The 16,291-nt window shown below is 56.3% G+C and carries 10 protein-coding genes; 3 read left to right on the top strand and 7 right to left on the bottom strand.

Annotated features, from left to right (window positions below; all coding sequences use genetic code 11):
- Positions 1-136: 136 nt before the first annotated feature.
- The 7 genes from trxA to HRU77_04925 form a co-directional block, all read right to left on the bottom strand.
- Positions 137-463 carry a thioredoxin TrxA gene (gene trxA, locus HRU77_04895; protein ID QOJ20088.1) on the bottom strand — a complete coding sequence of 109 codons (327 nt, stop codon included), beginning with the start codon at positions 461-463 and terminating at the stop codon, positions 137-139.
- Between the two features lie 220 nt (positions 464-683).
- The gene (locus HRU77_04900) at positions 684-1,739 is read right to left on the bottom strand and encodes an ABC transporter ATP-binding protein (GenBank protein QOJ20089.1); all 1,056 of its coding nucleotides are present in this window, start codon (positions 1,737-1,739) and stop codon (positions 684-686) included.
- Between the two features lie 5 nt (positions 1,740-1,744).
- On the bottom strand, positions 1,745-3,346 hold the full coding sequence (locus tag HRU77_04905; GenBank protein QOJ20090.1) for an iron ABC transporter permease: 1,602 nt from the start codon (positions 3,344-3,346) through the stop codon (positions 1,745-1,747).
- A gap of 97 nt (positions 3,347-3,443) precedes the next feature.
- The gene (locus HRU77_04910) at positions 3,444-4,457 is read right to left on the bottom strand and encodes a Fe(3+) ABC transporter substrate-binding protein (protein QOJ20091.1); all 1,014 of its coding nucleotides are present in this window, start codon (positions 4,455-4,457) and stop codon (positions 3,444-3,446) included.
- 93 nt (positions 4,458-4,550) lie between these two features.
- The gene (locus HRU77_04915) at positions 4,551-5,312 is read right to left on the bottom strand and encodes a DUF3750 domain-containing protein (protein QOJ20092.1); all 762 of its coding nucleotides are present in this window, start codon (positions 5,310-5,312) and stop codon (positions 4,551-4,553) included.
- Between the two features lie 8 nt (positions 5,313-5,320).
- Complete coding sequence (locus tag HRU77_04920; protein ID QOJ20093.1) at positions 5,321-6,883, bottom strand: 50S ribosome-binding GTPase; 1,563 nt, start codon at positions 6,881-6,883, stop codon at positions 5,321-5,323.
- Positions 6,880-8,109 (bottom strand): DUF697 domain-containing protein, encoded by a 1,230-nt coding sequence (locus tag HRU77_04925; protein QOJ20094.1) that lies wholly within the window; start codon positions 8,107-8,109, stop codon positions 6,880-6,882. The genes HRU77_04920 and HRU77_04925 overlap by 4 nt, the downstream gene beginning before the upstream one ends.
- A gap of 320 nt (positions 8,110-8,429) precedes the next feature.
- On the opposite strand from HRU77_04925, the gene HRU77_04930 reads away from it, so the two are divergent.
- From HRU77_04930 to HRU77_04940, 3 genes are all read left to right on the top strand, one after another.
- Positions 8,430-9,065 carry a phage tail protein gene (locus HRU77_04930; GenBank protein ID QOJ22066.1) on the top strand — a complete coding sequence of 212 codons (636 nt, stop codon included), beginning with the start codon at positions 8,430-8,432 and terminating at the stop codon, positions 9,063-9,065.
- A gap of 124 nt (positions 9,066-9,189) precedes the next feature.
- Positions 9,190-10,167 carry a sel1 repeat family protein gene (locus tag HRU77_04935; GenBank protein ID QOJ20095.1) on the top strand — a complete coding sequence of 326 codons (978 nt, stop codon included), beginning with the start codon at positions 9,190-9,192 and terminating at the stop codon, positions 10,165-10,167.
- 72 nt (positions 10,168-10,239) lie between these two features.
- Positions 10,240-16,278 carry a DUF4214 domain-containing protein gene (locus HRU77_04940; GenBank protein QOJ20096.1) on the top strand — a complete coding sequence of 2,013 codons (6,039 nt, stop codon included), beginning with the start codon at positions 10,240-10,242 and terminating at the stop codon, positions 16,276-16,278.
- Positions 16,279-16,291 lie beyond the last annotated feature (13 nt).

Genomic DNA, 16,291 nt, shown 5'->3' on the forward strand with positions numbered 1-16,291 from the left:
GTGAAAAAATAATACTTAAGTGAAAGATAATGATGCTGGAAGGAAAGCTGTTACGGATGGGATTATCGAATAGGGCGGCGCGGATCTTTACCGGTCACAAGTCCACAAATAAATCATTTGCATTAGACTAGCGGGTTTAAATATGGCTGTCAATAAAGGCGGTTAATTGCGATTTTGATAAAGCCCCAACTTTGGTCGCCTCGATATTGCCGTTTTTAAACAGCATCAGGGTCGGGATACCACGAATACCGTATTTCGGTGGTGTCAGCTGATTCTCGTCGATATTCAACTTGGCGACTTTAAGGCGTTCACCATACTCACTCGCGATCTCATCGAGTATCGGCGCGATCATTTTGCAAGGGCCGCACCATTCCGCCCAGTAATCGACTAGAACAGGCGTTGTTGATTGCAGAACTTCCGCATCAAAATTTGCATCGGTAACGTAATGAATATGCTGACTCATATAATCCTCATTCAAATTATTCAGTATTAAGAACAGTAAACCTTATTATCTCAAAGAGCGGTTTACGGGATTGATTGGAATAAAGCTGTAAAAGAATGGTATCAAACTGAATTGTTATGCTATAGAAAAAATTGTTAAAAGGGAAGTAGCTTTTCAAAATAGCAACCGGAAGAAACATCCGGAAATAAATGTTTCGTGCAAACGAATCACCATCGCACGATCATTCTTCCGGTTGCTGAAATGCCACGATATGATCGGCTGCGAGTTTAATCCCGATTTTCCCGCCGATCGCGTGATCATGATGGCTGGGCACCAGCGCAAGCACTTTGGCTCCACTCGCCAGGCGCAAAGTGTATAAAATCTCCGCACCGCGAAATGCCTTGTGAATCACCATCGCCTGCAACGGACTGGTATCGTCATGCACGATATCATCCGGACGCAACAACACATCCACACAGCATCCGGCTTCACAGTGTTGCGGTATCACGCCGCTTAATAAGCCCAGTTCAATTTCCACCTGATGTGCATCGATTACCTTGCCCGGAACAAATACGCCCTGACCGATGAAGTTGGCCACAAAACGATTGGCCGGACAATGATACAGATTGAATGCGGTATCCCATTGCTGAATCTCGCCATGATCCATCACTCCGATGACATCGGCAATCGCAAATGCCTCCGCTTGATCGTGCGTCACCAGAATGGCGGTGGTTCCCTGATTCTTGATGATCTCGCGCACTTCCATACTCAAACGTTCGCGCAAACTAACATCCAGATTGGAAAAAGGCTCATCCAGCAGCAACAAGTCCGGTTTCGGCGCCAGTGCACGCGCCAACGCTACGCGTTGCTGCTGCCCGCCCGACAATTCATGGGGATATTTTTTTGCAACGCTGGCCAGATGCACCACGTGCAGAAGTTCTTCAATCCGCCGTTCCCGTTCCGGCCGGGTTAACCGGTGCAGGCCAAAACCGATATTGGCCGCCACGTCCAGATGCGGAAACAAGGCATAGTCCTGGAAAACCATACCGATGCGGCGCCGCTCCGGCGGCACAAAAACACTCGTGCTGCTGACACTAACTCCGCTCAGCACGATTTCACCGGCCGCTACCCGCTCAAAACCGGCGATACAACGCAGCGCCGTGGTTTTACCGCAACCGCTCGAGCCGAGCAAACAGCCGATCTGTCCCTTGCGCAATTGCAAGGATAAGCTATGGATGACAACCTGCTCGCCGTATGCTTGCCGGATGTTATTCAATTGCAGCAATACCGTATCCATCCTTTTTACTTCTCTGTTTGACGCATGAACAAGAAAATCGGAATCAATCCCGCCAGCACCAACGTCACCGCAGGCAAAGCCGCTTGCTCCCACTGCCCTTCCGACGTCAGTTCATAAATCCGCACCGCCAGCGTATCCCAACCGAATGGCCGCGTCATCAGCGTGATGGGCATTTCCTTCATGACATCGATAAATACCAGCGTGGCAGCCGTAAAAATCCCCGGCTTCAAGATCGGGATATGCACTTTCCGAATCATCGCCCAGCCGTGTATCCCCAAACTCATCGCCGCTTCATCGATACTATGCGTAATCCGCTGCATCGCACCATCAACCGGATAATGACTCACCGCCATGAAGCGGATCAAATAAGCGATTAGCATAATCGTCAAGGTACCCTGTATCAACGGGCCTGTTTCGGTTTGCAACCAGCGTGCCAGCCATTCGCTCAGCCGTCCATCCAACCACACCAGCGGCACATACACGCCAATCGCCAGCACCGTACCGGGTAGCGCGTAACCGATCGTGGCAATGCGCACGGCAAAACGCGTTGCCGGACTAGGATAACGTCGCGCCGCATAGACCATCGCAATAACGACGATGCAGATCAACAAAGCCGCCAAACCGGATAACGTCAGGGAATGCCAGAGAAATTCGAGGTAACGGTCAAAATCGAAATCCTGCACGAACGACTGTGCGCCCCAGCGGCACAATTGCAGCACCGGCAGCAAAAATGCCAAAAACAACACGCCCAGCACAAAACCGGTAACCAGCCAATTGCGCCATCCCGTCAAGCGGATACGCTGCGCCCGTTCCGTTCGCTTATTTTCCGCATAGCGCATGCGCAACCGGAATTGCTGTTCTATTACAATCACGGCAAAAACGATCATGATCAGCAAGGAAGCCAACTGAGAGGCCGCCGGCAGCGAGAACATGCTGAACCACGCCTTGTAAATCGCCGTCGTGAACGTATTATAGTTAAAAACCGCCACCGTGCCGAAATCCGCCAATGTTTCCATCAGCACCAGCATAAGCCCCCCCGCTATCCAGGGGCGCGCCATCGGCAGCACCACTTTGAAGAATCCTTGCTTGCGGTTGAAACCGAGCGATTGCGCCACTTCCAGAGAACGTTTACCTTGACTCAAAAAAGCATTGCGTGCCAATAAATACACATAGGGATAAAAAGCCAGCGTCATCACCGCAATCACGCCCATTCTGCCGCGAATATCGGGAAACCAGGATAAATCGGAAGCCAGCCAGGCACGCAACGCCGTTTGCACCGGGCCGGTAAAATCAAACAAACCCAGCGCGACAAACGCCGTCACATATGCAGGCATCGCCATCGGCAACAGCAACGCCCAGGAAAAAAAACGCCGCCCGGAAAATTCATATACCGCGGTAATCCACGCCAAGCTAATTCCCAATAGCGCGGTTCCGGTAATAACGCCCAATGCAAGCCAGAAGGTATTGATCAGCAGTTGCGGCAGTGTCGTTTCGATCAGATGCTGCCAGACATCGCTGGCAGGCGCAAAAAAAGCAGAAACAATCACGCCGACAGGCGCCAGTACCAGTGCAGCCGCGATAAAAGGAACTGAGCGCCAAATGGCCATGACTTATTAATGAGAAACAGAATAGAAAATGGCGCGAGAAGCTACTGTTTTCTATCGCTTCTTCCGCCGCCTTGATCTTGGTATTTACTGCACCTTTCTACTGATAACCGGCACGGTCCATCAGTTTGACGGCTGTAGTTTGCAGCTCGCCGGCTTTCACCAGATTGATCGGATTTTGTTTGAAACTACCCCAGGCGGCGACAAACGGATCGGCTGAAATTCTAGGATTGACCGGATATTCCATGTTGACATCGGCAAAAAGATTTTGCGCTTTGTCGGATGACAAGAACTCCAGCAGCTTGACGGCAGCTTGTTGATGACGGGCATGACGCGTCACACCGGCGCCGGAAACATTGACATGCACACCGTTAGTTTTCTGATTCGGCCAGAAAACCGCCAAAGGCAGATTGGGATCTTTCTTCATCAAGCGGCCAAAGTAGTACGTATTGACCAACGTCACATCGCATTTGCCGGCAGCAACGAATTCCAAAGCGCGCGTATCGTCCGACAGCGGATCAACCGCCAGATTGGCCACCCAGCCTTTGACGATTTTCTCGGTCTCGGCTTCGCCATGTTCCGCGATCATCATTGCCACCAGCGATTGGTTGTAGACTTTTTTCGATGTCCGCAAGCACAGGCGCTTGTTCCACTTGGGATCGGCCAGATCCTCGTAAGTCGACAACTCTTCCGGTTTTACTTTTTTCGTGTTGTAAATCATCGTCCGGGCGCGGATCGACAAACCGAACCATGCATTATCCGGGTCGCGCAAATGCGCCGGAATATTACTTTCCAGCGTAGCGGACTTGACCGGCTGCAATAACCCCGCCTGCGCAGCCGCCCAGAGATTACCGGCATCGGCCGTGATCAGCATATCGGCCGGGGTATTTTTTCCTTCCGCTTCGAGCCGGGCGAGCAATGCGCCTTCATTATCCGTGACGTACTTAACTTTGATTCCGGTTTCCTTGGTGAATGCATCGAACATCGGCTTGATCAGTTGTTCGATACGTGCGGAATAAACCACGACTTCCTCGGCGTACAGCGGTTTTACGGCCAGCAAGGAAAGCAGAAAAAAAACGGCAATAGAGAAACGGTTTAGGTTTGATTTCAACATGAAAATACTTCCAAGAAAACGTGCGTCAATCGGATTAACTATTGGCGGTTACTATAGTATGGATAAGAATAATTATCAATTGAATGATCGGAATCAATTCTCAACCACGGGTTGCGACAGAAAATCCAGCTCCTTGCGTCCAACCAGCGGCAATTTGAGCGCGGGCGGATCCCAATCGACGCCGAACGACAATCCCAGCAGGTTGAATTCGATACCCTCCACCGCGCTGACCAGCATCCCCATCAGGCCAAATAAGGAAATCTGCAAACCGCTGCCGCTCGGTGCCTGCGAAACCAGCCGGTAACCCAGATAATCCTTGCCGATGGCAGTCGGCGGCAAATCCAGTTGCAGTTCGGGAACGGAGCGGGAAACCCAAGCCGTGAACGTATTGGAATTCGGTCCCGGCCAGATCGTGTAATCTTTTGCGTAGGGATATTTACGCGCGGCTTCGTCTATTTTCTCAATGAGCGCATCCGCTTCCGCGCCGCGTTTCTCCAGCAGTATCTCCGGCATGTTACCGTACCAGCGCCGGTCCGGCACATTGTCATAAATCGCCAGCACCGGCAGATTGCGGCGCTGCAACCAGCCGATCACTTCATAAATCGTATACGACTGCGCCGCGGCCGGTTTCACCGCGATCCAGGTGTGAATGGCAAAATAACCGCGCCAGCTGAAGGCGCGCGCGCCGTAGACTTGCACGATCGCCTCGGGTGTTGTGCCAGGATCGGGCGCCAAACCGGCCGGTTCGCGGCTCGCACTCCACCAGTTCTGCGCCCGCGCCCGGTCCGGCATAACGATCATCACAGTCACTCCCAGAATCAGTAACAGTCCACCCACGATAAAAACACGCTTCATTTCTATTCTCACTCTGTATTACTTCCAGTACGTTTCCCCAATATTTCCGGCAAATCGCGCAAAAACCGCCCAGCTCCAGCCATCTGGCGCCGCAACAGCACCCAATCCTCGGCGCGTTTCCGGGCATTCAGGCAGCGCATCAAACGCACGCGCAATGCTTCGTCCTGATGGTTCAGGATCGCCGCCCACAAGGTATCGTCGACGTTGTAAACCTTGCCCGCAAGCAGGCAGACCGGAATCACTTGCTCAATCGGCACAGCCAGATCGGCGGCAATCGCGCGCACCGCAGCATTGATATTGACCGCCTTACTATTCAGCGAATCGGTCAGATTGTACGGCGGCCGCCATTCGTTGACGGGCCGCAAGCGGTCGATAAAACTCGCCGCTATCAGCAACGGCGGCGCTCGCCGGTCGGTACGCGCAGCCTGAGCGGTACGCAACGTATCCAGGCAATCGCGTTCGTTTTGCCGGTCTGGCCGGTTAGCCGGAGTCACCCACAAAATCAAATCGGCGTTTTCCGCCGCCGCCAGCATGCGTTGACGATCGAACAACGCACTGTCACAGCCTGGACTATCGAAAATCAGCGCTTGCGTTAACCCTTCGCGCGACAAAGCAAACGGCGTCAGCGCCTGCGTCGTGTCCGGCAACACGTCGGCCGGTGTGGTAACCACACCGAACAACGCATTGATCAAACTGGACTTGCCCGAATTCGTCCGTCCCAGCACCAAAATGCGCAACGGTTCGACAATTGCTTTCGTTACCTGTTCGGCTTGCCCGAGATCCGCCTGCGACACCGGCGTCGGCGCGGTGACGGATTCTTCCTCGACCAGCGGCAGGCGGCCGCTATACAAATCGATCGCGTAGTAACCAACCTTGCACACATAAGCGCGCAAAAACCAGCGGTGTAACTCGTCCCTGGCCTGGTCAAAGCTACGCGCACGCAAATGCCGCCAAGCTTCACTCAGCAGCGCATTGACCGGATTGATCAGCAAGCTGCCGGCGCGGTAAATATTGAACACTCGTTCGGCTTTTTCTTTCCAGCGTTGCAGGCGGAACAAGTCGCCGATGGTCAGGCGGTTGCTGAACGGTATTTTTTCCGCGACATCCTGGCGCAAGTCGCGGCTCGCCCGTTCGATAATCAGCAAGGTATGCGGTATGGTGAGTTCCAGCAGCGGTTTCTCGACATCCGGGTAATAACAATGCGCGACCGTTTCCATCGTTTTCTGCCCCAGCGCCAGCACCCAATCACCCTCTTCGATCGGCCAATCTTCCGGGCTGCACGTCTGCGCCAGCGCTTCCACCTCCCGCCACACTTTTTCTGCGCTGGGCGGCCATTCCGGATTGGGTTCGGTGGCCGAATCCCTGAGCAATTGCCGTTCCCGCCGTACCAGCCAAACCTGCAAGCCGTATCCCAGACCACCGCACACCACCAGAGCAACGAGCCAATACTGCAAATTACCGCTCTGCCACAACCACAACACGCCCAATCCGAGCAATGCCAGCAACGGCAGCAGCATCAGGATGAATACCAGCAGCCGCAGCGGATCGACGGACGGTAGCGGCGCTTTCATGCGGATTTACCCCGCAAGCGGTCTTTCAGGAACAACGCGCCGCGCTCCAATTCTTGCGCATAAATCTGCCGCAGGGTATCCGCATCCACGTTCAAACCGTCCTTGCGCCGCGCAAAAAAATAAATCGCCGCCTTGCCCAATGCGTACGTAGTCGCACCGCTGGAACTCGCCCCCCAAATCGCACCGATAGTCTGTCCCCAAACCGGAATCATCTTCGCGGCAGTGCGGCTCAGCAGCCGGGCTAAATAGCCCGTGGCAATTCCGACACCCGCCAGACCGAGAAACTCGGTGATCGTGTTCCTATCCCAATTTTGACCGTAAAGCAGCGCCAGACTGTGCAGCAATTTCGCCTGCACCGCCGATACCGCGACCCAATCGACCACCGGCAAGGCACCCAATCCCGCCGCCGCAATGGCATAACCGGCAATATGCTGATGCGCGGCGCGCGCAAACAAATCTTGCACGGCTTCATCGCCGCTCAACTGATGCTGTAAGCCCAGCGACGTAAGCGACTCGATCGCCTGCCACAATGCTTCCAGACCATAATCCGGCGGGTCGAAACCGTCCTCGGGCAAGGTCAAATCGACCGCCACCCAGCGCACCGGTGAAAAGCCGGGCAATGTTCCCAGCGCAGCGCGCTGCGCCGCAATGGCACGGCGCACATCGGACGGCACCGCCTCCGGCAGCGGATCGTCCGCATACGGCCACGGCTGGATATGTCCGCCGCCATGCGGATAGAGTTCGTGCAAACCGGTTTGCACCAGCAGCAGCGGCCATTCCGGATGGCGCTTGCGGATCGCATGCAATGCATCGAACACCGCGGCCTGCTGAACATCCGCCGCCTTCATCACCGCCACCAGCAAATGCGCCTGCGCCTCGCAGTAATGCATATCGTCGGCCGGATCGTAGGCCACCTCGCCCAAACCACGCGTATCGAGAAACCGCACCAACGGCGCTTCCGCCGGAAAATCATAAAACCGCGCGCTGCGCGTGCACGGCTGAAAACCGTTGCCGATCTCCGCCGCAGCGCTGCCGGTCAACGCCCGGATGATCGAGGTCTTGCCGGATTGCGTTTTGCCCAGCAGCCACAACACCGGCACCGGCATCTTCGCGCGTGCTTCGCGCAACGATGCTTCCAGCAGCGCCGGATCGACTTTGGGTTCGAGCAATGCCGTACGCAGTTGCTCCCAGTACCCGGTCCAGTTTTTTTGATCGTTTAGATTCATGCGGTCATCTTATCATCAGTACATCGCAGAATTAAATTTGCCCGCCCGCCGGTAACCATCGGCCATCGCCAATAAAAGGGGGTGAAAAGTATCCTTTTAACACGCTATCACCGGCTTACCTGCCTGCTAACATCACTTCCGAATCAAAAATATCAGGAGAAATCCACAGTCGCATCCGCAGGGTTAGCTGTGGAACCGGAAGTTTAATCTCAAAAGAAAGGGAAAAACCAATGAAACAGAATAAGACCAGACATAGTGTACTTTCATTAACCGCAGCCGCTCTGCTGATGAGCGCCGCACCCGGCAGCGCAACGGCCGGCATGGACCCGTTCGTCGGGGAAATCAGTTACGTGGCGTTTAATTATGCGCCCGAAGGGTGGTTGCAATGCGACGGGCAAGTATTACCCATCAATCAGTACAATGCGCTTTTTTCCTTGATCGGCAACACTTACGGCGGTAACGGCAGCACAACTTTCGCACTGCCCGATATGCGCGGCAGGGTGCCGGTGCACCGCGGGCAGCATCCGGGCGGCTCGATGTTTACGTTGGGGCAGACCGGCGGCGCGGAAAACACCGCGTTAACCGTCAACAATCTGCCCGCGCATAACCACACAGCTACCGCCACCTCGGTATCCACATCAGCGGTCGCGCCGGGCGCCAGCGCCACGTCGACGTTGAAAGCGGTAAACAGCGACGCCGACCAGAAAAACGCCGGCGGTAATTCGCTGGCCAACGCCAAAGGATTAAATTCGAATTACTCCGCCGCCGCGCCGAATGTCAACATGAACGCGGCTTCGATCGAAACCACGCTGAGCGGACTCGGCATCACCACCACAACCAATACCAACGTCAGTATCGGTTCAACCGGCAATTCCCAGCCATTCTCGATCATGCCGCCGTATACCGTGGTGAACTGCATCATCGCGTGGCAAGGTATTTATCCGCCACGGCCGTAATTTCTACCGGAATGTACGATTGGATCGCGTTGGTCATGTCCGGGACGGATGGGTTCTCTGCCGGACATGACCAACCTTTCCAATCCGTTGATGCCATCCGGCAACCCACTGCACCCGTAAAAAAATGATCAAATCTCTTTGCATAATTCTCTGCACTACATTCTTTCTTCCCAATGCCTTCGCAAGCGTCACAGCACCTGCAAACGCAACGCTCAATGACGATCTGGACTTAAAAACCGCGCAAGCACTGCTGGCGTCCGGCGATTACGGCAACGCTTTCGACCGGTATCACACCGCCGCCGTGAATGGCCGTCATCCGCTGGCGCAATTTACTTTGGCGCTGTTTTACCAGAATGGCTGGGGGCGCGCAGCCGACCGCGAGTCCGCCTGTGAGTGGTTCGAGCAAGCGGCGCAAAACAACGTTCCGGCGGCGCAACACATGACCGGCCTGTGTTTCGAGGAAGGCGTACACCGCCCGGTCGATCCCGCAGCGGCCGCTCAATGGTTTCAGAAAGCCGCGCAAGCTGGACATTTGAATTCGTACTGCCATCTCGGCAATTTGCTGATGACCGGAAACGGCGTGGCCAGAAACCCGGCTCAGGCGCTCGAGCTCTGCCGTCCCGCAGCATTGCAAGGATCGGTACCGGCGCAAATCTGGATGGGCAAGTTTTATCTGTACGGCGACCCCAGCGTGCGCAATCCTCAAGAAGCTTACCAGTGGTTCCTGGCAGCGGCGCAAAAACAGTCCGCGGAAGCGTTCTATCATTTAGGCATGATGCTGGCGCAAGGTTTGATCAGCGGGCATGATGCGACACAGACTCGGCAACTTTTCGAGCAAGCCGCCGCGCTCAAATACGCTCCGGCCTATTTCCAAGCAGGCAAACATTTTTTTGCCGCGCAACCTGATGCAGCAACCAATCGGCTCGCGGCGGAGCATCTGGCCAAAGCGTATCTGTGGATTTCCGCCGCAATACAAAGATCCGAAGATACGGAAGAGATTCTTGCCGCCCAATTAATCCGGCAACAAATACTCGCCATCATGCCAAAAACATGGTTGGCCGAACTCGACCGGAAAATTGCCCAGCATTTACAGCGAAATTGAACAGAAACCCGTTGATGAAATCCAATCGCAACGGTTGATTTGCCGTTCTAAAGCACTTAAAGGAGTTACGCAATGACCACTACCAATTTCGACAGCGGTTCGCTAGTCACTAACGATGGCGTTACCTCGGCCACTTATAGCGGATGGACATTCGGCGCCAGCAGCGCGGTTGATTTCGCAAATGCCAATGCCGCGGAACTTACCGCGCTTCTGAATCAATCCGGCGGACGATCCATTATTTCCAATTATAGCGGCGCCAATGTAACCAATTTCTATTTCAAATCTTCGGATGGCTCCGACTTTCAGCTTAATTCATTTAAGATTGATAATGGCCCGAGTGGCGCTTCAAGTTCCTTGACCATTGCCGGTTACCGGGATGGCGCTTTGATCGTTGCGGCGGAGTCAGTCAATTTAACAACCAGCGATGCGGCTGGAAATATCAGTTATACGCAGCAAAGCAACGCAGGAACAGAATATAGCGGATTGCTGACATTTAACTCCGCATTTAATAATATCGACGAAATCCGCTTCGTATTCGGCAGCGCAGTGGAATTGACCATCGACGACATCGATACTTCCGCCGTGGTAGTGCCGCCAACGATCACATCAGCCACTTACAACGCCAGCACCAATTCACTGGTCGTCACCGGCGCCAACATGACCGCCACGTCCGGTGCAACCAACGATATCGATGTCTCGAAACTGACATTAACCGGCCAAGGCGGCGCCACTTACACCCTCACGTCGTCGAACGTCGAGCTCGATTCCGCCACGCAATTCACCGTCGCGCTGAATGCCGCCGATCAGCTCAATGTCGAAGGTTTGCTGAACAAGAACGGCACGTCTTCGGTCGGCGGCACCACCTACAATATCGCCGCGGCAGCGGATTGGAATCCGGCGCAAAGCGGCAACGCCGACACCACCGGCAACGGCGTCACTGTCAGCAACGTGCAAACACCCACGATCACCTCCGCCACGTATGACGCCAGCAGCGGCACGCTGACCGTCACCGGCGCAAACCTGGTCAAAGCCAGCGGCGCAACCAACGATATCGATGCATCGCTGCTAACCTTCACCGGCGAAGGCGGTTCGACCTACACGCTGACCGATACCAGCGACGTCGAAATCACTTCCGGCACTTCATTCACCGTCACCTTGAGCAGCACCGACAAGGCCGCGGTCAACCAGATCGTCAACAAAAATGGCACCAGCTCGACCGGTGCCACCACGTACAATCTAGCTGCGGCGGATGACTGGAACACGGTCATCGGCAACACCAGCATTGCCGATACCAGCGGCAACGGCATCACGGTTTCGAATGTTGCAGCCCCCGCGATCACCTCCGCCACGTACAACGCCAGCACCGGCGCCTTAGTAGTCACTGGCAGCGGCTTGCTGAAAGCCAATGGTGCGAGCAATGACATCGTCGCATCTAAATTCACGTTTACCGGCGAAGGCGGCGATACTTATACACTGACCGATTCCGCCAATGTCGAAATCACCTCCGGCACGGCGTTCACGATCACACTGAGTGCCACCGACAAAGCCGCCGTCAACCAGATCGTCAACAAAAACGGCACCAGCTCCACCGGCGGCACCACCTACAACCTGGCGGCGGCGGAAGACTGGGCCGCCGGCGCGGATGCCGCCATCGTCACCGCCGACACCACCGGCAACGGCGTCACTGTATCGAATGTTGCAGTACCGGCGATCACATCGGCCACATACGACGCCAATAGCGGCGCTTTGGTGGTCACCGGTTCCGGTTTCCTCAATGCCAGCGGCGCGGCCAACGATATCGTGACGTCCAAATTCACATTCACCGGCGAAGGCGGCAGCACCTATACCCTGACCGATTCAAGCAATGCCGAGATCACTTCCGGTACGGCGTTCACCATCACGTTGAGCGCCACCGATAAAGCCGCCGTCAACCAGATCGTCAACAAAAACGGTACCTCCTCGACGAGCGGCACCACGTATAACCTGGCGGCGGCGGAAGATTGGGCCGCCGGTGCGGATGCCGCCGTCGTCACCGCCGACACCACCGGCAACGGCCTCACCGTCTCGAATGTCGCGGCGCCGGCCATCACGTCCGCCACTTACGATTACAGCAGCAATGTGCTGACCGTGACCGGCACTGGCTTCTTGCAGAAAAGCGGCGCAACCAACGATATCGATTTATCCAAGCTGACGTTCACCGGCGAAGGCGGCGCCACCTACACGCTGACCACGGCAACCGATGTGGAAATCACATCCGGCACGTCATTCACAGTGACCTTGACCGGTGCGGACTTGATCAATGTCGAGGCGTTGCTGAATAAAGACGGTACGTCATCGGCCGGCAGCACCACCTATAATCTAGCCGCCGCCGAGGATTGGGCGGCCGGGGCGGACAGCGCCGTCGCCGTCGCCGACACCACCGGCAACGGCATCACCGTCAGCAACTACGCCGCGCCTGCAATCACTTCCGCTACATTCGACGCCAGCACCAACGTGCTGACGGTCAGCGGCACCAACTTCGTTGCCAACAGCGGCGCCAGCAACGATGTGACGGTTTCACTGCTGACGCTGACAGGTGAAGGCGGCAGTTACACGCTGACCTCTTCGTCTGTCGACGTGACGTCGGCCACTGCCTTCAGCGTCACGCTCAATGCGGACGACCAGTTGGCGGTACGCGGATTGTTGAACAAGAACGGCACAACGTCTTCCAGCGCCACGACCTACAATATCGCGGCGGCTGAAGACTGGATGGCCGGCACCGCGGCTTCGATCACGGTCGCCGATCTGACCGGCAACGGCATCACCGTCTCGAATGTGCAAACACCCGCAATCACGTCGGCCACTTACGATTCCGATACCGGCATTTTGGTTGTTACCGGCAGCAATCTTTTCAAAAAGACCGGCGCCAGCAACGACATCGATATTTCCACGCTGACCTTGGCCGGCGGAACCGCAAGCGCCACCTACACCATCACCAGCGCATCGGATGTCGAGATCACTTCCAGCACGTCGTTCAGCGTTACCTTATCGGGAGCGGACAAAACCGCCGTCGACGCCTTACTGGATCAAACCGGAACGACGTCGTCCGGCGGTTCGACCTACAATCTGGCGGCCGCCGATAATTGGTTGAGCGCCGCCGATGCCGCCACCGATATCAGCGATGCCGTCAATGCGGTTACAGTGTCAATCAATCCGCGCATCACCTCGGCCACTTACGATGCCTCGTCCGGATCGCTGGCCGTAACCGGCACCAATCTGCAAGCCAACGGCAGCGGAGCCGACATCGATGCGTCGAAGTTCACCTTCACCGGTGAAGGCGGCTCCACTTACACATTGACCGATAGCGCCGATGTCGAAATCAGCTCGAGCACGGCATTCACGATCACCCTGAGCGCCACCGACAAAGCCGCCATCGATCAAATCGCCAACAAGAACGGCACCGCTTCCACCGGCGGCACCACGTACAATCTAGCCGCGGCGGACGACTGGAACACCAATGCCACTAGCGGCGATACTGCCGACGCCACCGGCAACGGCATCACCGTTTCGAATGCCGCAACACCCGCGATCACGTCGGCCACCTACGACGCCAGCACCGGCGCATTGGCGGTCACCGGCAGCGGCTTCTTGAAGCTGAACGGCGCAACCAACGATATCGATGTATCGAAGCTCACCTTCACCGGCGAAGGCGGCGATACCTATACACTGACCGACTCCGCCGATGTCGAGATCACCTCCGGCACGGCATTCACCGTGACTTTGAGCAGCACCGACAAAGCGGCGGTTAATCAGATCGTCAATAAAAACGGCACCGCTTCCACCGGCGGCACGACTTATAACTTGGCCGCCGCCGAGGATTGGGCGGCGGGCGCCAGTGCGGCGGTAGCCGTGGCCGATCTAACCGGCAATGACATCACCGCGTCGAGTGTTGCCGCTCCCGCGATTACATCGGCCGCCTACAATACCGACACCGGCGCGCTGACCGTGACCGGGTCGGGATTCTTGAAAGCCAGCGGCGCGGCCAACGATATCGACGCCTCCAAATTCACCTTCACCGGCGAGGGCGGCGCAACCTATACGCTGACCGATACCGCCGATGTCGAAATCACCTCCGGCACAACGTTCACCCTGACGTTAAGCAGTACCGACAAGACCGCGGTCAATCTGCTGCTGAACAAGGCCGGTACGGCTTCCAATGATGCGACAACTTACAACCTGGCGGCCGCCGAGGATTGGGCGGCAGGCGCCGATGCCGCCGTCACGATCGCCGATACCGGCGGCAACGGTATTACCGTAACGATCCCTTCTTCCGGCGGAGGCGGAGGCGGTGGAGGGGGTGGCAGCAGCGGCACGGCCACGACCATCGACGGCGCAGCCGCCACGACGGCTACGCAACCGGACGGTACCGTCGTCACGGTCGTTTCGGCCGTTGATCCTTCGCGGCAGGACGACCCCGATTCGTTGTTCAGCAATTATGCGGATATTCCGCTGGCCGAGGATACGGAGGGCAACCCTTTGCTGACGATCAGCTTGCCGGCCGGCGCCGGATTGACTGTCACGGACCGGCCGCCGGTGACAGACTCGGCGCAAGCCGAAGCAAGCGCCATTACCGCATTGGCGCAAATCTCCGGTTTGAGCGTTGACGCCGCCAGTGACCTGACTGCGAAAGCAAGAGATTTTCTGGCGCAACTGCCGGACGGCAATCCGGTCAGTATTCATACCGTCACACCGCGTGTTGCCGGTGATCTGCCGCCGGCGCTGCCGGTTATCATCAGCAGCCCAACCGCTGTGAAACCCGGCAACATGCTGATAATCGACGCCCGCGAATTGCCTTCGGGCACCATTATTCAACTGGATAACGTGTCCTTCGTATCGATCATCGGTGCTGCGCGAATTACCGGCGGCAGCGGTGAAAACTTCGCCGCGGGCGACGATCAGAACCAATTCATCGTGCTCGGCGCGGACGACGATATTTTGTCCGGCGGCGGCGGCGACGATACCGTCGGCAGTCTGGGCGGCAACGACCGAACCTCCGGCGATGCCGGTAACGACACGGTGTATGGCGGTACCGGCAACGATGTCTTGAGCGGTGGTACCGGCAACGACCGGCTCAACGGCGGTTTGGGTTTCGATAGTGCAATTCAAGCGGGGCAATTATCCGATTACCGGGTTACGGTACACGACAATGCGGTTACGTTGACGCAGGCGAACGGTGAAAGCGATACCCTGACCGATGTCGAATTAGTCCGGTTTGCCAGCGGCCCGAGTCTGGCGATCGCTTATTCTGAAGCCGAAGCGGTTGCGCATCATCTGGCCAGAACCTGGTTGGGACGCGACTTGACCGTTGCAGAAGGAAGCGCGGTGCAAAACTGGGTGGGCGCAACAACAGAAGATATTTTGACGGCCTTCCGCAGCTTACCAGAAACGATCACACTGGGATTGCAAGACAAAACTGATAGCGAATTGCTGGCCGGTTGGGATACCGATCCAACGATCATCCGGATCGATGCCGCACGCGGCTTTACCGGCGGCGCTGAAAACAATCAGGGCTATTTGCCGCTCGGGCTGGCGATAAATGCGGACGGCGACGCGGGTCAAGATGTACTGCGCATGCCGGGCAGCCGTGACGGCGCGCATCTGGAGTTTTCCGGCGATCGTCTGGAACTGACGCAACTCAGCGATGGCGCTATGTTCAGCCTGAAGAACGCGGAAATGATCGCGTTCGACAACCGTGAAACCGTCGTGATCGCGCACAATCCAGTCGAAAGCATTCTGGCGCGTCTGGTGCACAGCTTCTTTGACCGCGATGCCAGCGTAGCGGAATGGCAGCTCGGACGTGAAACATTGCAGCAGCCTTACGATGCCGATGCGATTCTGGATTGGTTCCAGCAGCGCGCCGGGCTGCAAGCGCTATCCGATACCGATTACATTCAGGCGATTTACAACCATACGCTGGGCCGCCCGGCAACGGACGATGAACTCCATCAGCAGTTGACCCGGCTGGAAAGTCACGCGATCGATCGCAACTGGCTTACGGTCGAAATTGCGCAAAGCGATGAAGCGGCCGCGCATTTGGTCGGCAGTGTGATGCAGCACGACGGCTGGATATAAGCAGCGAGAGAAC

This window comes from Gammaproteobacteria bacterium, from assembly GCA_015709615.1.
Lineage (GTDB): Bacteria > Pseudomonadota > Gammaproteobacteria > Burkholderiales > Nitrosomonadaceae > Nitrosomonas.

Bases quoted from the DNA above. Each gene is read 5' to 3' on its own strand.
- HRU77_04900 (QOJ20089.1), bottom strand. From the start codon at position 1,739: ATGGATACGGTATTGCTGCAATTGAATAACATCCGGCAAGCATACGGC.
- HRU77_04930 (QOJ22066.1), top strand. From the start codon at position 8,430: ATGGACCCGTTCGTCGGGGAAATCAGTTACGTGGCGTTTAATTATGCG.
- trxA (QOJ20088.1), bottom strand. From the start codon at position 463: ATGAGTCAGCATATTCATTACGTTACCGATGCAAATTTTGATGCGGAA.
- HRU77_04910 (QOJ20091.1), bottom strand. From the start codon at position 4,457: ATGTTGAAATCAAACCTAAACCGTTTCTCTATTGCCGTTTTTTTTCTG.
- HRU77_04905 (QOJ20090.1), bottom strand. From the start codon at position 3,346: ATGGCCATTTGGCGCTCAGTTCCTTTTATCGCGGCTGCACTGGTACTG.
- HRU77_04920 (QOJ20093.1), bottom strand. From the start codon at position 6,883: ATGAAAGCGCCGCTACCGTCCGTCGATCCGCTGCGGCTGCTGGTATTC.
- HRU77_04915 (QOJ20092.1), bottom strand. From the start codon at position 5,312: ATGAAGCGTGTTTTTATCGTGGGTGGACTGTTACTGATTCTGGGAGTG.
- HRU77_04940 (QOJ20096.1), top strand. From the start codon at position 10,240: ATGACCACTACCAATTTCGACAGCGGTTCGCTAGTCACTAACGATGGC.
- HRU77_04925 (QOJ20094.1), bottom strand. From the start codon at position 8,109: ATGAATCTAAACGATCAAAAAAACTGGACCGGGTACTGGGAGCAACTG.
- HRU77_04935 (QOJ20095.1), top strand. From the start codon at position 9,190: ATGATCAAATCTCTTTGCATAATTCTCTGCACTACATTCTTTCTTCCC.